Genomic DNA, 18,700 nt, shown 5'->3' with positions numbered 1-18,700 from the left:
AATGTGAGGAAATATTATTTCTTTTTCCGCTTGAAAGGGTCGGCTAATAAAGCTGAATTATTGAATTAAAATTTATTAATTATTAATTTTTCGGTAAGTAAGAAAAACAGGAAGCGAAATTATGTAAAAATCATTTTTAATGTTTATCAAATGTTTATCAAACAGGATTGAGTCGCGCAACCCCACCTTTTAAGACGAAATATTTTTGGAACCTTGCTCAAATCCCCCTTACAAAAATAACTTCTGACTTCTGACTTCTGACTTCGTTAAAAAGGATAGATTCCTGATTTTTCTGTTTCAAGATATTGAGCAAATTGTTCTGCCATAAAACGAGTAAATTCCCTTGCACCTCTGTCATTTAGGTGCGCGAAACCCCATCTACTTTCAACTTGATATAAAGTAGGGAAAATTTCGGGATTGTCTAAAGCAAAAACTGCCGATTTATTGTACCGTTTATACAATTCGATTGCTGTTGATTCTTGATATTCCAAAGTTGGAGATATAAAAAGAATGGGCTTAATTCCCTGTTCTTCGATGCGATCGCACATATTTTTGAGAACCTTCAAGCTATAAGTTTTAGAGAAATTAATTGATGCAGTGTTCCTTTGCTTCAACTTATCTACCCTTTGATAATAATCATCTAAATTATTTAAAAATCTTTGCCGACGACCAATCTCACTTTTAGCAGGTTTTTTTCCCATCTGAAGCAGAATATCCAGATTCTTGTATCAACAGTTTGGAGTATGGTTGTTTTATAAATTCAACTAAATTATAACCTAAGACTTTTTCTGACCAAAAATCAGAAAATCTACCCATCCATAAAGTTCTATAGAATAGACTTTTAAATTACCATAAGCACTATAAAACTTTTTTCGCAAAGGTTTTTCTTGTTCCAAAGTTATACCTAAAGCTAAGATAGTTTGCCTGGGAGTATGCCAATATATACTTCTGAAAGAATCTGCATCACCTAGCTCTTCAATTAAATAATCGTAGTATTCTATAAATAACCACTTTAAATTGGCCGGTCTTAAAGCAATTATTTTTCTTAAATAAAAGTTTATCTCTGCTACTGTTGCTCCACTAAATCCTAAATTAAAAGATTTAATTTCTACGTTTTGTTCTGCCATTAATTTATCAAATAAATGAGGTACTATACCGTTATAAGTTGTACTAGGGCCGATGAAAATAGCATTATATTCATCTTTGTGTTCGGCAAAGTATTTTAGCTTTAAACTAACATCATTACCATAATTAGGAATGTTAGGATAAGGAAAAATTATATTGGCAAGAACAAAAACTACTGTTAATGTAATTGTGAAAATAATACTGTAAGTAGTTGCTGCCAAAAATTTATAATATTTCTGATTTTTCCAGATATCAACTTTCATCATAAATTTTTGTTTATCCAAAATATAATCTCTCACTTTTGTTGATTTTTGTAGATAATACCAGATTGTAGACAACAGTTAAAAACCCCTGAATTCTTTATCGATCAAAATTCCAGTAGTTAAGGTAATTAGTTAAGACCGCTATCACAGTCACATCATCAGCTCGTATATGTAGATAATATATTAATTAAAATCTCTAAAATCTCTGATGATTAACGTAATTAATTTTTCCCAGACTTTTTGCTCCTAAATTGATAATTTCGATTTTTGTAACGGTAGGAAGCCAATATATATAATGAAATAACCCTAACTTAGACCCAAACTAACCATAATCCCTGTTTATGAATAACCCTATATATCCTGGACTTATACTTACTAACCGCTATAAAATAGTCAAACAATTGGGACATGGTGGCTTTGGACGCACCTACCTCGCAGAAGATAACCATCGTTTCCAAGAACCCTGTGTACTCAAAGAATTTGCCCCCCAAGTACATGGTAGCTACGCCTTGCAAAAATCCCAGGAACTATTTGAGCGAGAAGCAGGGGTACTTTACAAATTGCGACACCCACAAATTCCTGGGTTCCGAGAAATGTTTCGCTTTAAATTAGATGGAGAAGGATATCTATTTTTAGTACAAGATTATGTACAGGGTAAAACTTATCGTGCTTTACTAGAAAACCGCAAACGTCAAGGCACTTTTTTTAAGGAAACAGAAGTAACAAAATTTTTACTCCAAATATTACCAGTCTTAGAATATATTCATAACTTGGGAGTCATTCACCGCGACATTTCCCCAGATAATATCATTCTGCGAAGCTCCGATAAACTGCCAGTATTAATAGATTTTGGTGGAGTCAAAGAAACAGCAACAAAAGTAGTGTCTGAATATGCTCATGGTATTTCGCTCCAAGCGACAAGGTTGGGTAAAGTCGGATATGCACCAGACGAACAAATGCGACTAGGAATGATAAATGCCAACAGCGACTTATATGCTTTAGCAGCAACAGTCTTAGTATTACTGACGGGAGAAGAACCCTCTTTTTTGATAGACCCTCACAACTTAACCTTTAACTGGCGCAAGAAAATTAGCATTAGTCCAAGTTTAGGTAACGTGCTAGATAAAATGTTAGCTCCTAAACCAAGCGATCGCTATTCCACAGTTGGTCAAGTGATAGCAGAGCTTGAAAATTTTGCTTCTAGTACTGACCTAGCAGCTACCCAAGCAGCGCCAAATATCATTTCTACTCAACCTATTACTGCAGATCAAATCTCCAATGTGACAACAACACCAGTTTCCCAAATTCCAGTTGCGACTAATAACACTCAAAAATTTTCAATTTGGTCAACAATTTTATTAGTATTAGTAACCATATTTAGTATGGGAGGAATAGGTTGGGTAGCTGGTAATTTTTGGTTAGAATACAACTCTAATCAAAAAGAAAAAATTGTCAATGAGAAACCCAAAGAATTGAGCGATCGCCTCCAAAAAGCGGGCATTGAAGAATCTTTCTTTTTCCCCTTAGTAGATGACTTTTTCTACGCTAAATATCCTCAAAAAAAAGGGCAAACTTTGAGCGATGAAACTTCAGAAGATAAATTATGGAAGTGGCGGTGGTATGAAATAGCAAACCAGTTACTTAACAAACTAGAAACACTAAGTTTAGATGCTCGTCGTAGATTAGGAAATTATAGTAAAGATGATATTTATCGATGGAAGTCTCAACTTAGTAGATTAAATATTAGTAGTACAGCTTTTAACGATCTAACCGATGCTCGATTTTTTTATTTATTCTCAGAACAACCCCGTGGAAAAAACATAATAGGTTTACCCATGGGTCAAATTTGGCAAGCGATCGCTACTGATACAATGAAAGCTTTACAAAGTAGAAAATCTTTAGAAGAAATTAGTTTTACACGAGGTTCATCTAGAGAAGTTGTGAATGGTAATTTACAACCAGGAGAAGGTAAAATTTATTTAGCATGGATACAAGCAGACCAAATTTTACGCGTCAGGTTACGAGGTAATTCTCCAGAGGTTTTCTTATCTATTTATCCTCCCGAAAACGATCGTCATAGGTCTAGAGCATTAATAGAAGATCGAAATATAAATCGATGGATGGGTAAAACTATAACTTCTGGTTATTATCAATTTGTAGTTGTTTCTAATTCATCTCAACCTATGGAATATACTTTAAGAGTAGCTGCTAGAGATAGAATAAATCGTAGGTATTAGAGGAAGAAGGGGGAGTAGGGTAGTAGGGGCGAATGGCATTGGCCCGGTAGTAGGGTGGTAGGGGCGAATGGCATTGGCCCGGTAGTAGGGTAGTAGTAAACAGAAGAATAATATACACTTACTGCCTAATAATCGCTCTTAAAGTTATTGAATTCTACTAATTACTTAATCATTGAAGTCTTGCATAAGTAGGGCTTGCTGATTAAATATAAAAGCATTTACAGATAAAGAAAAGTGCCTTTTTGGGGCCTTTAAAAAGTACCTGGTATCACGTCTAAAACGCTCAAAAAGTTAGTATTTTAGGCGCATAGTTGGGCAGAAAAATTAAGGGACAAAACTTAGCTCCTACCTCCTCGCTCATTCCCATTTCTCCTGTCTTCCCCTCCCCTCCACGGTCGGGGTTAGGGGTGGGTTGGGAGGGGAGGGGCGAGGGGTGGGTTGTCTCCTGTCTCCTGTCTCCTACCCTCACTCATAAAACTTTTTCAGCAAACCCTAAGCATAGCAGTCGAAGCAAAGGTTATACCAATTTGATAAGTGTTTGTTACAAATAGTAGAAGCAAGAAAGAAGGAAGAAGGAAGAAGGAAGAAGGAGGAAATATTGAAAAAAAGGTAAAAACGATAGAAATAACTATTCTTTAATGAACGATACCCACTATTTTTAAGCATACCCGATCAATAGGCACTTTTCATAGCATTCTTTTTTCAAATTGGTATTAGGACAGTTATAAAACTTCTTATTTAAAATCTTTTTATCTTCCCCAATTCCTGGCAAATCATCAAACCATAATTTATCTTTATTTCCCTTCACAACAAATTTTTCAACAGTCATCGTACAAGGTTTAACTACATTAGTTTTTAAATTAATATTGAACACAACATTAATCAATGAACTTTTAGCAATACCAGTTTGACTAATAATAACAGCGACAATAAATATTGCATTTGCAGCTTTAACAAAAGTTTCAATTGCCTGTTTTTTCAGCAGTTCAATTTGCTCTTGAGATAAAGGTAGCATGATGTGTTTTTCCTGTTTCTTGTTGATTGGATTTTCCATGTGCTTAGATATTTTTATTCTCTAAATAAATGCTAGCTTGATTTATTTAATAATGGTGTAGATAAAAATCGATTTTTTAGATTAACAACTGGATAGGATAAATATGTATAGAACAAAGAGAATTATATAGAAAAATATCGATTTTTGTAGATAACTATTGACGCTCAATAAATACATTTGTTATATTTTGCTCAAAATAACTTCACCAATACTGATACCGATGAATAAATCTTATGAACACTGGGAAAATCAACTTCTCGATCGGATGGTAAAGGAGTTGCATTTGTCTGGTAACGATGCAATTGCTTTTAAAGAAAGATTACTATCAGAAAATGAACGAAAATACTCGAAAGAGTTAAAGGATAAATTAAAAAATAACTATGGATTTTCGGAGAGTACTCTGAAAGACTGTTGGAATAAAACAATCTATCCAGCTTTAATAGAACATGGTTTTAATTGCAAAGACAAAAATAATACCAATGGAAAATATCAGAAAACTAGGCAAGGTGTTAGAAAATGGTTAGAGGCAGAAATTTTTCCTGAATATATAAAAAATATTGCACCTAAAAAAACTACTGAGCTTTGGCAAGAATTATTGACTAAAGCTGAAAATAATTCCGATGTTTCACTAGAAATAATAGGCTAAAATTAAATAATCATACTGAGAAAATCAGGAGAATTATTATGAGCGAAATTTGGCAAGCATTATGGGGAAAATCAGAAGATGATACGAATATTTCCATTGAAAAAACTGACTCATCAGAAGATAGTAGCAATATTTCTATTGAAGAATCTACCTCTGAAATTAATGCGTCTCATCTAGGAATAGGCAATAGTCAATGGAATCCAAACCCACAAACTAATTGCCCATCATTTTCAGTTGGGAGTAAAATTAATTATCAATTTAGACTGAATAATTCTGGCTATTTAATTGTGACTGAAAAATTTGCTTCTGGGGAAATTTATTGTATAGCACCTTCTTTTTTAAGTCCGACTTTTCCTGTGTCTTGGGGAACATTAATTTTACCGAAAGATAAAGACGATCCTTTTGTTGTTCAACCACCCATTGGATATGAAGAAATTATCGCCGTTTTTAGTCAAGAAAAACCGCAATTAGATTGGCTACCTAAACCTGAAGATGAGCCACTAGAATTACAAACAGAACATCTAGCAAGTTTGTTGAATCATGTCAATAAAAATAATTGTCAATTGATGCGATATAAGTATTTAATTACAGCCTAAATTTATCAAAATAATATGAGTCTAAAACCCCGTCTTTTAAGGCGCAATATTTTTGGAGAGTTGCTCACGCATCTCCGTTACAAAAATAACTTCTGACTTCTGACTTCTGACTTCGTTAAGAGAAACCCGGTTTCTCACTCAACTTAATACAAAATGAAAACCGACCATATATTTTATCGAATTAAGGAGTTTGCTCAACTATTTTATGAGAGAAATTATCTGGACAGATTATATGAAGTATCGAGCTAATTTAAGAGGGTTTGAATTACAGCAGCTTGAAAGAATTGTCTGATTTTCTGGAGAAAGATATTACGATACAGTAACAGGAAACCAAATAGTTGTAGGTAAACATAATCGGGATTTAGTTGTAATTTCTTATGAAAGTTCTGAAAATTCTATTACACCGATAACTGTTCATGCTACAACTCGTCAACAAATAAAATTTCGTTTAAACAATGGGAGATTTACAATTTATGAATAAAGCCAAAATGACTTATTTTGAAAAAGAGGATATTCTGCATTTAACTCTGACTAATGAACCAGAAGTAAGAAGCGTAGAAATTAGTCCTAATATTACGGCAGAATTGAATGAAACAGGGGAGTTAATTGGTATCGAAATTATTAATGCCAGTGCGTTTATTAGAGATTCCATCTTAGAATCTGTGCAAGGCAGATTATTAACTGTTAAAAACTAGAACGATAAATAGAATATTGACTGAATGAAAACTGACCATATATTTTATCGAATTTTCCAAGACTTACCCGAAACCTTCTTTCAGTTGTGGGGAGAATTATCAGAAAACCCCAACGATTATCGTTTTGATTCAGTAGAATTAAAACAGACAGCTTTTAGAATAGACGGGGTATTTTTACCTCAAGATACTGATAACAAATCAAGCTGCAAAGCTCCCATTTTAAAAGTATGAAGAGAATAAAGTTCAGTATTTCAGTTTTATGACTTCAGTGAAAGTTACTGACAACTAATAGCTGATAGCTGATAACTGATAACTGATAACTGATAACTGAAAGGTCGTAGTATGGAACCGACAGAAAGACAAAGAGAATCTGTACAACCCTTTTTAGATTCTCCCCTAGTCAAACGCATCTATTTGAATGAATTAGAAGTGAGTGAAACAACTCCTTTAGGCGTACAGATTGTTCAATTAGTTGTAGCAAGGAAGAAACAATTTTTGGAGAGAGTAACCGTATTAATTAATCGAGTCAAACAGCAGTTTACCGAGGAAAATGATCGGTTACAACTTTTGAACCTATTGTCAGTTATTGTTCTAGAAAAATTACCAGAAATGAGTCGTCAGGAGTTAGAAGCTATGTTTGGTATTGATGATTTGAAAAAAACTCGTTTTGCTCAGGAATTAATGGCAGAAACAAAAATAGAAGTTATTCCTAATTTGTTAAAAAAAGGCTTTTCTGTTGAAGAAATTGCCGAAATTTTAGAATTAGAAGTTGAGCAAGTGCGACAAGCTATTGCTAATTTGAATTAACTTAAACTGTAGGTTGGGTTGAGGCAACAAAACCCAACTAATTATTTCTCGTATTCCAGACTATTGTATGAGAAAAATTACCAGAAATGAGTCGTCAGGAGTTAGAAGCTATGTTTAGTATGAATGATTTAAAAAAAACCCGTTTTGCTCAGGAATTAATAGCAGAGTCCAAAGCTGAAGGAAAAATAGAAGGAAAATTGGAAGTTATTCCTAGTTTATTAAGAAAAGGCTTTTCTGTTGAAGAAATTGCCGAAATTTTAGAGTTAGAAGTTGAGCAAGTACGACAAGCTATTGCTAATTTGAATTAACTTAAACTGTAGGTTGGGTTGAGGCAACAAAACCCAACAAATTATTTCCCGTATTCCAGACTATTGTATTAGAAAAATTACCAGAAATGAGTCGTCAGGAGTTAGAAGCTATGTTTGGTATTGATGATTTGAAAAAAACTCGTTTTGCTCAGGAATTAATAGCAGAAGCAGAAATAGTCTGATTTTTTATTTGCCATATACTCGACATATTCACCCGTTCGCCACTGCATTACTTTTGATAAAAAATGTTGGGTTTCCTGCTTTTAGGTTTAAAAACTAGAATTACAACATTATTATTGAAGCATCAGCATATAAAAAGAGGTAACAAAAATGAATTTATTTGAACAGTTAGGTGATTTTTTTTCAAATGTAGGGGAACAAGCAACTTACTTTAGTTTAAAAGCAAGAATTAATCTACTAAAACAACAAGGTCAATTCGATGAAGCTATTGAATTAGCTAAACAATCTTTAGATTTAGCTAGACAAATCTGGAGAAATGAAAATTCTGAAATAGCTAACAGCTTAAACAACCTAGCTTACTTATACTATTCTCAAGGAAAATACAGTGAAGCTGAACCTCTTTTCCAAGAGGCTTTAGCTATGATAAAACGTTTATTTAAAACAGACCATCCTCTTGTTGCTAATAGCTTAAACAACTTAGCTTACTTATACTCTTATCAAGAAAGATATAGTGAATCTGAATCTCTTTTTCAAGATGCTTTAGCTATTTATAAACGTTTATTTAAAACAGACCATCCTCTTCTTGCTACTAGCTTAAATGGCCTAGCTTTGCTCTACAATAATCAAGGCAAATATATTGAAGCTGAACCTCTTTTTCAAGAATCTTTAGCTATGAGAAAACGTTTGTTTAAAACAGAAAATCTTGATATTGCTAATAGCCTAAACAACCTGGCTTACCTATACTATTATCAAGAAAGATATAGTGAAGCTGAACCTCTTTTTCAAGAATCTTTAGCTATGAAAAAATGTTTGTTTAAAACAGACCATCTTGATGTTGCCAATAGCTTAAACAGCCTAGCTTTTTTCTACCATTCTCAAGGAAAATATAGTGAAGCTGAACCTCTTTATGAAGAGACGTTAGCAATGACAAAACGTTTGTTTAATGGAGACAATCCTTATGTGGCTAATAGCTTAGACGGCCTAGCTTTAATCTATCTTATTCAAGGAAAATACACTGAAGCTGAACCTCTTGTCCAAAATGCTTTAGCGATGAGAAGAAATTTGTTTAAAGAAACAGATCATCCTGATGTAGCTACTAGCTTAAACGACCTAGCTTTGCTCTACAATAATCAAGGAAAATACATTGAAGCTGAACCTCTTTTTCAAGAGGCTTTAGCTATGAGAAAACGTTTATTTGGTGAAGACAATCCTGAGACAGCTACTAGCTTAAACGGCCTAGGTTTACTCTACAATAATCAAGGAAAATATAGTGAAGCTGAACCTCTTTTCCAAAAGGCTTTAGCTATTTATAAACATTGGTTTAAAACAGACCATCCTGATGTAGCTACTAGCTTAAACTGCCTAGCTATGCTTTACAGCAATCAAGGAAAATATAGTAAAGCTGAACCTCTTTTCCAAAAGGCTTTAGCCATGAGAAAAAGTCTGTTTAAAACAGACCGTCCTGATGTAGCAGTTAGCCTAAACAATCTAGCTATGCTCTACAATAATCAAGGAAAATATAGTGAAGCTGAACCTCTTTTTCAAGATGCTTTAGCTATTTATGAACGTTTATTTACCGAAAACCATCCTGTTGTGGCTACTACCTTAAATAACCTAGGTTTGCTCTACAAGAATCAAGGAAAATATGATAAGGCTGAAAATATTTTCAAAAAGGCTTTACAGATTTATAAACCATTCTTTAAAATAGGCAATCTTGATATAGCTCGCAGTTTAAATAACCTCGCTACGGTGTACGATAAGCAAGGAAAATATAGTGAAGCTGAACCTCTTTTTCAAGATGCTTTAGCTATTTATAAACGTTTGTTTGAAACAAACCATCCTTATTTGCCTACTACCTTAAACAACCTAGGTTTGATATACCTTAATCAGGGAAAATATAGTGAAGCTGAACATATTTTAAAAAAGGCTTTAGATATTTATGAACATTTATTGATTGGAGACTATCCTGATGTAGCTAGCAACTTAAACAACCTTGGTTTGCTATATTTTATTCAAGAAAAATATAGTGAAGCTGAAGCTCTTTTCCAAAATGCTTTAGCCATAACTAAACGTTTGTTTACTGGAGGCCATTTTGACTTGGTTCGTAGCTTAAACAACCTAGCTGGAGTATGTGCTACAACTAACCGCTATCAAGAATCTCTAAAATACTTCAAAGAAGCTACAGAAGTAGAACATCGCTTAATGAGTCAGGAATTTTTAGGCAGTTCAGAAAATGACAGAATGCTTTTCCTAGACAACATTAGAATCACACAATATAACTTACTTTCCCTCGTCTATCAATACTTTTATCCCCTAGAAGAATCTCCAGAAAAATTAGATGTTATTCACACCGCTTTAGATTTAGTCTTAAAACGTAAAGCCATCAGTAACGCCGCTGATGCAGCTTTTAATTCAGCAATGAATAGCGATCGCTACCCCCACCTCCAAGACTCTTTTGAAAAGTATCGTTCTCTATGGAAACAAATTGTTAATTTGCAGTCTTCTCTTTACCTACCCAAAAATTCATCTCGCCTCGAAGCTAATAAAGAACTCCTGAATGAACTATATGTTGAAGTCGAAACTGTACAAAAAAAGCTCTCTGCTGAAGTGCCAGAAATGAACCTGGAAAATCAATTAGTCGATCGCCAAGAGGTTGCTTCAGAATTACCGGAAAATAGTACCTTAATTGAATTTGCTTATTTTCCTGTCTATGACTTTACTACCAATAAATATCAAACTCCTCGTTATCTTGCCTTTATCTTACCTGCAAAAGAACCAGAAAAAGTGCAGATGATTGACTTAGGAGCAGCAGAAAAAATTGATAATTTAATTAGCCAGGTGCGTCAAACTATTTCCCCAGTCAACCTAGAAAATTTAGCTTTAGTTACGAAAAAAGTAAAACTAGGAACATCTAAAGCGTCAAATCCATCAAATTCATTTGTTGAATTAACAACCACAGTTTTTGAACCTCTAAAGCAATACTTACAAGGCGAACAATTATTTATTTGTCCCGACGGCAAGTTAACCCTAATTCCGTTTGAAATTTTACCCGTATATGGAGAAAATAATCACTTATTTATTGACAAATATCAAATTACCTATTTAACAGCAGCTAGAGATTTATTACGACATAAAAATCAGCCCAAACGTATCGCTTCGGAATCTTTAGTTATTGCCGATCCGAATTTTGATTTGTCTGTAGAAATCCCCCCAACCCCTCTTAGTAAGGAAGAAATCCCCCCAACTTCTCTTAGTAAGGAGGAAATCCCCCCAACCCCCCTTAGTAAGGGGGGCTTAGAAATTCCCACAACTCTAGAGGAAAAAACAGACTTATCTATTAACTTAAATTCCCTGAAAAGTGAAATTATTCAAACCTTCGGACAAAAGGATAAAAAACCATTTTTACCTGTTCCTATGACTAGAGAAATTGCCCAAGCTGTTGCTGCTGAATTTAAAGTCAAACCTCTATTACAAAATGATGCCTTAAAAACTCATTTAACAAATAGTAAATGTCCGAAAAAATTAGTTCTGGCAACTCATGGTTTCTTTTTAGAACAAGACCAACCCCCCTTAGAAAGGGGGGAGTTTGATAATCCCTCCCAACCAACTTTAGAAAGGGGAGAGTTTATTGGATCGGGTTTTCGTTTACATCAAATAAAAGCTGAAAAAAATCCATTATGGCGTTCGGGATTAGCATTAGCAGGAGCAAATACTTGGCTTTTCGGAAGAGAAATTCCTGAAGAAGCAGACAAAGGAATTCTATTTGCTTTAGATGTAGCAGGTTTAGATTTATGGGCAAATGAATTGATCATTTTAATTGCTTGTGAAACAGCAGTCGGAGATGTGAAAATTGGAGAAGGAGTCAAAGGATTACGCAGTGCATTTACCGCAGCCGGAGCTAGACTTTTAATTATGAGTTTGTGGTCTGTTCCAGCTCAAGTTTCGATTCTATTAATGAACCGCTTTCTTACTAATATGCAGCAGAAAAAATTATCCAGTCAACAAGCTTTGCAAGAGGCACAAATTTATATCAAAACAATTACAAGAACAGAATTAGAAGCTTTACCCACAGGTGAAAAAATTCTTCAAGAAAGTAGGTCGTATTGGCAGAACAAATCATCTGAATTATTGGATCGATGGGACGAAAAAAATTATCCTTTACAAGCACGTTACTTTTGGGGTGCGTGGGTATGTGTTGGCAGGGAATTTAAAAATTAAAATTCAACAATTAATAATTACCTTTGCTTAAAAGGAATAGGATTAGCGAAAATATTTTTGTTTTTATTTCTTCTTCAAAGAATAACCTTTAATCCTTAATCATTCAGTAATATCATGTCCGGATAATTAGCGGTCAAAAAAACTTTCTCCTTTTCTTCCTCTTGATTCTTTCTTTTTTCTTGCTTCTGTCATTCTTCTTTCTTCTCTCCTGACAACTGATAACTGATAACTGATAACTGATAACTGATAACTGATAACTGATAACTGATAACTGATAACTGATAACTGATAACTGATAACTGATAACTGATAACTGATAACTGATAACTGATAACTGATAACTGATAACTGATAACTGATAACTGATAACTGATAACTGATAACTGATAACTGACTTGACACTCTCAGAAAAATTATGAGATAATCTAAATGATAATCAAACTATTATCTGAAAATTAATTATTCACACGCATCAGCTTAGGAGGTCTATGTTAAAATACGCAATTATTGCTTTAATCACCCTGGAGTTAGTCTTGTTAAGTGCATTAGTTAAAGTGCCAGCTAATGCCAATATTAGAGACCCAGAAATTTTTACTTGGGATTATGCGTCTTTAAGCAATACTCAGGTTGTTTGTAAAAAAGTAGTATTTCATCCTACAAATCGGTGGATACCAGAATCATCAGATATGGAACCTATAAATATTAATTCTTTAGTAGTAAATGATAGTTATTGTTCTAACTTAACTAAACCTGTTTAACATCATGTCCAGATGATTATTCTCTTGAAGAAGGCAGCTATGGTGAAGGGAAAATAATTACTTATGGATAGTTTTCGACACCCCACTCCGTGTCTTATAACCCCAAGGAATTTTAAGCACTCCCATTGACGTTTGGGTATTAAACCCGCAAAAGAAAAGATAAAAAACTGTAGGGGTATATTTCTAGATCGATAATGTTCCACTTAACAGAAATATTTATGCTTAAATCTGCCCCTATCTCAGATATAGAAAAAATCAGATAACAAACTAATAATAGTTGGAAAACCGGGTTTTTGGTGACATAAATCCGGTTTATCTATATGATGTTATCAAATTATGGTAAAGTTCGTATTGTAGATTATATGAGGAAAAAAAAATATGAAATATCGTGTCACTCTTAATCGTAGGGATATAATAGTCGAAGCCAAAAGTAAAGAAGAGGCAGCCGAACAAGCGGCGAGTAAGATTCATCAAGGGGAAAGAATTAATAGGATTAAAGAGGTAAAGTCATCGGAATCTAACTCTGGCTCTTGGTGGGAAATTTGGTTAGATTAAGTATTGAAGAAGGAAGAAGGAAGAGGGAAGAAGGAAGAAGGGAAAAGGAAAAAGTGGATGGGGATAATCTTCGACAATCTACTTAGTATCTACAAACCCCAAGCAGTTTTAAATACCTTGTAGAAGGCAGGATCTTAAACCCAAAATAAAAAGATAAATTGACAATATCATAGGGTTTTGTATATTAATTAAGTTTATTAACTAGACTTGATTTTTGCTTAATATCTAGAAAAAAAATTAAGGACTAATAGCTTAGTGTTAATGACTATAATTTAGGGATGAGGTTAAGATAGTTGAGAAATATTTTATTTTTTCTATTACCCGATCGCCTCCCCCATTTTCTAATTAAAATTTATTCTAAAAATTCCTCAGTTTTATAGATAAAAATACAGCAATTATTAATAATCGATATAGGTTACTGAACATATATAAAATATCAAAAAATTGTTTCCTAATTATCAAATATTTTACACAACTTAGCTTTAAGTAATCATCATCAAATATATTTTATCTTCTGTTTTATCCTCTCTTAACTTGTCTAACAAAGAACTAATTATTAGAATGAAAATTAGCTGCCAACAACAATCTTTAATTACTGCTTTTTTATTCACCTTGGTAAGTATAACTTATTGTAATTTACTGGTAAGTGAAGCCAAAAGTAAAACTCCCAAATTACTATCTCAAAACGAATATCCTCAAGATTTTGCAGAGGCTTATCAGGCAAGTTGTAAAATTAATGCTGTGACAAAAGGATTATCAACAGAACAAGCGGAAATACTATGTGATTGTACCCTGAATCAGTTTCAATCTAAATATACCTTAGAAAAATTTCGGAAATTAATGAACAAAGCAGCAAACGAGGAAACGCCAGAAGAATTAATAGAAATTGGAGAGATTTGTGCTGAAGAGTTAATAAATTAATTAGGTGATATGTGGTAATTCAACAATTAAACATCTCCTCCAAAAGAGGGAGTAGGGAGCAGGAAGTAGGTGGATGTTATAGGAATTATCCTTTTGCTAATAATTTTTTTTACTGATAACTGATAACTGATAACTGATAACTGAAATGACGTTGATAGATCAAGAGATGAAACTTTAAGAGCAGTCTGTTTCTGATACCTCTAAATATTTTACTAGAGTCAGTTATGGGTATTACCAAAAAATGAGGTCCAAAGCCTCCCCTTTTAAGGGGATGAAAAAGCGGTTGAGGGATGGCGAGGTCCCCTCGCCATATCCAATCGACCAAGAGAATATTCAGTTCAGAATTTTCTTGCCTCCGGCTTTAGTCGGAGGTACTGATAACTGATAACTGATAACTGAAATGACCCCTAGTAGAAAATCATCTTACCAATTACCAACGCCTAATTTTTTATAGAAGCAGCAAACCCTTTTGTATTCCCCTGTTGCCTGTTGTCTGTTGTCTGTTGCCTTGCGCGTAGCACTATAACAAACAACTACTTTTTGATAATTCATGTAAAATAATGAGGCACAAATCTACTCAAATCTTGAGTCACAATTTCCCTATCTTCCCTAACACAAATACCAGCCGCTTCTCCACCAATAACCCAAGCACCAACCACTGGATAATAACCATCAAAATTCGGCAATTGATAATAGGATTGATAAATTAAAGGTTCATCTTCATATATTCCTTCTGTTTGATATTCTCTATCTCCAAAATAAACAGTAATATTTCCACCTTCCCTCGAAAAAACTGGTTTACTCAGATAGGGATGAGATAATTTGACCGAGTCAAAATAGGCAGGTAATAAATTAGGATGGTATGGAAAAAATTCCCAAAGAATAGGCAGAATAGCCTTATTACTCCAAATTAATTTCCAAGCAGGTTCGATTAAATTCATGGGTTCTAATAATAGATATTTCCCGAAATTTTCCCGCATCATCCATTCCCAAGGATACAACTTGAATAAATGACGAATAATTTGATTATCCAGGTCGCAAAAAACTTCTAAATCTTCACTCCAACCAATATCATCTATATAAATATGTTGAGTATTTAATCCTGCTTGAATTGCCAAATCTCGCAAATATTCAACCGTTCCTAAATCTTCCAAAGTCTCTCTTTCACAACTGAAATATAAAGTCTCCCCTGCCAAACCATTCATTTCCACAAAAGCTGCCAATAACTTTTCATGCACGGAATTAAACTGATCTGCTTCCGGAAACATTTCCTCCAACCAAGTCCACTGCACCACACTGCTTTCCAATAGTGCAGTCGGTGTATCAGCGTTGTATTCCAATAACTTCGGTGGGTTGACACCATCATAAGCAAAGTCAAAACGACCATAAAGACTGGGGTCATCCCGTTCCCAAGACTGGCGACATAATTCCGCAAACTGTTCCGGAACAGATAATTGAGAAAAACGGTTTTCTTTGATAATGCGCTCTGCCGCTTCAATATATAATTCTTGTAGAGTTTGAGTTGCTGCTTCTAATTCATTTATTTCTGAAGTGCTGAAATGATAACAAGCAGTCTCATCCCAATATGGCTCCCCATACATATTATAAAAATGAAAGCCAACCGCTTCACATTTCTGCTGCCAGTTGGCACGAGGTTCAATATTTATCCGTTTCATTTGTTACTTTATTTTTTGAATTCTAATTTTTAATTTTATAGCAGTTGAAGCAAAGAGGGCGGACATATCAAAAGCTTAAAACTCAGATAACACAAGCTTTTCCTTCTTCCTTCTTCCTTCTTCCTTCCGTTCCCAAGACTAGCGACATAGTTCCGCAAACTGTTCCGGAACATATTTTTGAGAAAAACGGTTTTCGTGAATAATGCGCTCTGCCGCTTCAATATATAATTCTTGTAGAGTTTGAGTTGCTGCTTCTAATTTATTTATTTGTGAAGCGGTGAAATAGTAGCAAGCAGTCTCATCCCAGTATGGTTCTCCGTACATATTATAAAAGTGAAAGCCAACCGCTTCACATTTCTGCTGCCAGTTGGCACGAGGTTCAATATTTATCCGTTTCATTTGTTACTTTATTTTTTGAATTTTAATTTAGGATTTTATAGTAGTCGAAGCAAAGGAGGCAGACATATCAAAAGCTTAAAACTCACACAACGCAAGGTTTTCCTTCTTCCTTCTTCCTTCTTCCTTCCGTTCCCAAGACTTGCGAAATAATTCCGCAAACTGTTCCGGAACATATTTTTGAGAAAAACGGTAAATTTTTGACTTTAAACTTTAAACTTTAAACTTTTGACTTTTGACTTTTGACTTTTAAATGTTGAAGCAAAGGGTGCTGACATATCAAAAGCTTAAAATTCAGACAACACAAGATTTTTCCTTCTTCCTTTTTCCTCCTTCCTTCCGTTCCCAAGACTTGCGAAATAATTCCGCAAACTGTTCCGGAACATATTTTTGAGAAAAACGGTAAATTTTTGACTTTAAACTTTTGACTTTTGACTTTTAAATGTTGAAGCAAAGGAGGCAGACATATCAAAAGCTTAAAACTCATACAACACAAGATTTTTCCTTCTTCCTTTTTCCTCCTTCCTTCCGTTCCCAAGACTTGCGAAATAATTCCGCAAACTGTTCCGGAACATATTTTTGAGAAAAACGGTAAATTTTTGACTTTAAACTTTAAACTTTTGGCTTTTGACTTTTGACTTTTGACTTTTAAGATGACTTTTGACTTGAAACTTCTGCTATATCAACCTTTACCACCACCTCTACTGCCAAAACTACTACCGCCTCTACCACCTCTACTACCAAAACCACCTCTATTGACTGTACCTACAGAAGTTGTAGACCTTCCCGAAGGACTTTTGAAAATACCTGCATTACTGGGAACTGCTTGATAGCTACCACTGCTGTTTCGATAATAGTACATTCTGCTACTAGAACTACCAGAACTATAGTAGTAGGGACCATAATAATACCCAGGTGGATAACTGCTATCGGTTATCAGTTCGCATTTTTCCACCCCTCCCCATTCTCGACGACAGTCTTCGAGACTTTTATAGATTTCCCGACGCTTACGAGATGTACAAGCTGTAATGGAAATTGAAGAGATTAATACTAAAGAAATAATAATAGTTCTCTTAATTTTTCTTGTCTCACTCATGGACTTAGGATGATTACTACTTTTTCCACGATAGCTGCTCAATCTGGAAAAGCCCTCAAATTGTAATATTTGGTTTACATGAGCGATCGCCTTAACGAAGTTAGAAGTCAAAAGTCAGAAGTTAGAAGTCAGAAGTTAGAAGTTAGAAGTTAGAAAGTAAGAATTGATAATATTTATTTTTTCTGAGAGTAAAACTATTTATCGCTAAAATCAAATAGCAGGTTGTGAGTAAAAAATAAGGTCTCAAGCCTATCCTTTTAAAGGAATGAAAAGAAAAACTTCAGTGTATCAAGCTGGATGCTTTCCTAGGTCATGCTGCGCAAACATTACTTGGTACTGATAACTGATAACTGATAACTGAATCGGAGGAAGTCCAAAATTTATACTCGACCTTTAGCCAGATTAATTGAACAATTACAAATGTTGCCTGGAGTTGGCCCGAAGACAGCACAACGTCTGGCACTACATATTATTAAGCGCCCGGAAGCGGAAATTCAAGCTTTAGCTCAAGCTTTGGTTGATGCGAGGAAAAAAGTGGGTTTATGTGAGAAATGTTTCCATTTATCTGCTGAACCTATTTGTGAAATTTGTCGTAACCCTCAGCGAGACAAGGAAATTATTTGTGTGGTTTCTGACTCCCGCGACCTTATTGCTTTGGAGAAAACACGAGAATATAAGGGTGAATATCATGTTCTGGGGGGAGTCATTTCGCCGATGGATGGTATTGGTCCAGAACAGTTGACTATTCAAGCTTTGGTGCGGCGAGTTAGTCAGGGAAATATTCAGGAAGTGATTATTGCTATTAGTCCGAGTGTGGAAGGAGAGACTACTACTTTATATGTTGGTCAGTTGTTGAGACCTTTTACAAAAGTAACGCGCATTGCTTTTGGTTTGCCTATGGGAGGAGATTTAGAATATGCTGACCAGGTGACTTTGGCGCGTGCGTTGGAGGGAAGGCGGGAATTGGAGTAGTTTAGGAAGTCAGAAGTCAGAAGTCAGAAGTCAGAAGTTATAGGTTACGAGCAGAAAGATTATGGCTTACAAATAACAACTATGATCCCCCTAAATCCCCCTTAGAAAGGGGGACTTCCGGTTCCCCCCTTTTCAAGGGGGGTTAGGGGGGATCTCCAGAAGTCAAAAGTTAGAAGTTAGAAGTTAGAAGTTAGAAG

Annotated in this window: 17 protein-coding genes and 1 pseudogene; 11 read left to right on the top strand and 7 right to left on the bottom strand. The window is 34.6% G+C overall.

Annotated elements, in window-relative coordinates:
* Positions 1-266 precede the first annotated feature (266 nt).
* Positions 267-701, bottom strand: coding sequence for a hypothetical protein (locus tag SAGCYANO_RS05245; protein ID WP_202219105.1), 435 nt, complete (start codon positions 699-701; stop codon positions 267-269).
* Between the two features lie 75 nt (positions 702-776).
* Positions 777-1,409 (bottom strand): hypothetical protein, encoded by a 633-nt coding sequence (locus SAGCYANO_RS05240; RefSeq protein ID WP_202219104.1) that lies wholly within the window; start codon positions 1,407-1,409, stop codon positions 777-779.
* A 320-nt stretch (positions 1,410-1,729) separates the two neighbouring features.
* On the opposite strand from SAGCYANO_RS05240, the gene SAGCYANO_RS05235 reads away from it, so the two are divergent.
* On the top strand, positions 1,730-3,625 hold the full coding sequence (locus SAGCYANO_RS05235) for a serine/threonine-protein kinase (RefSeq protein ID WP_202219103.1): 1,896 nt from the start codon (positions 1,730-1,732) through the stop codon (positions 3,623-3,625).
* 658 nt (positions 3,626-4,283) lie between these two features.
* On the opposite strand, the gene SAGCYANO_RS05230 is transcribed toward SAGCYANO_RS05235, so the two are convergent.
* The gene (locus SAGCYANO_RS05230) at positions 4,284-4,679 is read right to left on the bottom strand and encodes a hypothetical protein (RefSeq protein ID WP_202219102.1); all 396 of its coding nucleotides are present in this window, start codon (positions 4,677-4,679) and stop codon (positions 4,284-4,286) included.
* A 220-nt stretch (positions 4,680-4,899) separates the two neighbouring features.
* On the opposite strand from SAGCYANO_RS05230, the gene SAGCYANO_RS05225 reads away from it, so the two are divergent.
* The 6 genes and pseudogenes from SAGCYANO_RS05225 to SAGCYANO_RS05195 all read left to right on the top strand — a co-directional run bounded on the left by SAGCYANO_RS05225 (position 4,900) and on the right by SAGCYANO_RS05195 (position 12,129).
* Entirely contained in the window at positions 4,900-5,325 is a 426-nt protein-coding gene (locus tag SAGCYANO_RS05225) for a hypothetical protein (protein WP_202219101.1), read from the top strand.
* Between the two features lie 38 nt (positions 5,326-5,363).
* Entirely contained in the window at positions 5,364-5,921 is a 558-nt protein-coding gene (locus SAGCYANO_RS05220; protein ID WP_202219100.1) for a DUF4384 domain-containing protein, read from the top strand.
* 473 nt (positions 5,922-6,394) lie between these two features.
* Complete coding sequence (locus SAGCYANO_RS05215; RefSeq protein WP_202219099.1) at positions 6,395-6,616, top strand: DUF2283 domain-containing protein; 222 nt, start codon at positions 6,395-6,397, stop codon at positions 6,614-6,616.
* Between the two features lie 24 nt (positions 6,617-6,640).
* Positions 6,641-7,423 (top strand): annotated as a pseudogene (locus SAGCYANO_RS44160) (Rpn family recombination-promoting nuclease/putative transposase).
* Positions 7,424-7,509: 86 nt separating this feature from the next.
* A complete protein-coding gene (locus SAGCYANO_RS05200) occupies positions 7,510-7,731 on the top strand; it encodes a hypothetical protein (protein ID WP_202219096.1) in 222 nt (73 codons plus the stop codon).
* Positions 7,732-8,061: 330 nt separating this feature from the next.
* Positions 8,062-12,129: a CHAT domain-containing protein gene (locus tag SAGCYANO_RS05195; protein ID WP_202219095.1), complete on the top strand. Its 4,068-nt coding sequence runs from the start codon at positions 8,062-8,064 to the stop codon at positions 12,127-12,129.
* A 126-nt stretch (positions 12,130-12,255) separates the two neighbouring features.
* On the opposite strand, the gene SAGCYANO_RS05190 is transcribed toward SAGCYANO_RS05195, so the two are convergent.
* On the bottom strand, positions 12,256-12,531 hold the full coding sequence (locus tag SAGCYANO_RS05190) for a hypothetical protein (protein WP_237395820.1): 276 nt from the start codon (positions 12,529-12,531) through the stop codon (positions 12,256-12,258).
* A gap of 86 nt (positions 12,532-12,617) precedes the next feature.
* On the opposite strand from SAGCYANO_RS05190, the gene SAGCYANO_RS05185 reads away from it, so the two are divergent.
* The 3 genes from SAGCYANO_RS05185 (at position 12,618) to SAGCYANO_RS05175 (ending at position 14,363) form a co-directional block, all read left to right on the top strand.
* Positions 12,618-12,887, top strand: coding sequence for a hypothetical protein (locus SAGCYANO_RS05185; RefSeq protein WP_202219094.1), 270 nt, complete (start codon positions 12,618-12,620; stop codon positions 12,885-12,887).
* Positions 12,888-13,265: 378 nt separating this feature from the next.
* Complete coding sequence (locus SAGCYANO_RS05180) at positions 13,266-13,442, top strand: hypothetical protein (RefSeq protein WP_202219093.1); 177 nt, start codon at positions 13,266-13,268, stop codon at positions 13,440-13,442.
* 561 nt (positions 13,443-14,003) lie between these two features.
* Entirely contained in the window at positions 14,004-14,363 is a 360-nt protein-coding gene (locus tag SAGCYANO_RS05175) for a hypothetical protein (RefSeq protein WP_202219092.1), read from the top strand.
* Positions 14,364-14,911: 548 nt separating this feature from the next.
* Here SAGCYANO_RS05175 and SAGCYANO_RS05170 read toward each other — a convergent pair.
* From SAGCYANO_RS05170 to SAGCYANO_RS05160, 3 genes are all read right to left on the bottom strand, one after another.
* Positions 14,912-16,039 (bottom strand): glutathionylspermidine synthase family protein, encoded by a 1,128-nt coding sequence (locus SAGCYANO_RS05170; RefSeq protein WP_202219091.1) that lies wholly within the window; start codon positions 16,037-16,039, stop codon positions 14,912-14,914.
* Positions 16,040-16,177: 138 nt separating this feature from the next.
* Positions 16,178-16,438: a glutathionylspermidine synthase family protein gene (locus tag SAGCYANO_RS05165; protein ID WP_202219090.1), complete on the bottom strand. Its 261-nt coding sequence runs from the start codon at positions 16,436-16,438 to the stop codon at positions 16,178-16,180.
* Between the two features lie 679 nt (positions 16,439-17,117).
* A complete protein-coding gene (locus tag SAGCYANO_RS05160) occupies positions 17,118-17,642 on the bottom strand; it encodes a hypothetical protein (RefSeq protein WP_237395819.1) in 525 nt (174 codons plus the stop codon).
* A gap of 267 nt (positions 17,643-17,909) precedes the next feature.
* Between SAGCYANO_RS05160 and recR the strand changes: the two genes are divergently transcribed.
* Positions 17,910-18,503, top strand: coding sequence for a recombination mediator RecR (gene recR, locus SAGCYANO_RS05155; RefSeq protein ID WP_202219152.1), 594 nt, complete (start codon positions 17,910-17,912; stop codon positions 18,501-18,503).
* Positions 18,504-18,700 lie beyond the last annotated feature (197 nt).

The organism is Okeania sp. KiyG1 (assembly GCF_014132355.1).
GTDB lineage: Bacteria > Cyanobacteriota > Cyanobacteriia > Cyanobacteriales > Microcoleaceae > Okeania.
This window is presented reverse-complemented; position numbering and strand designations above follow the sequence as displayed.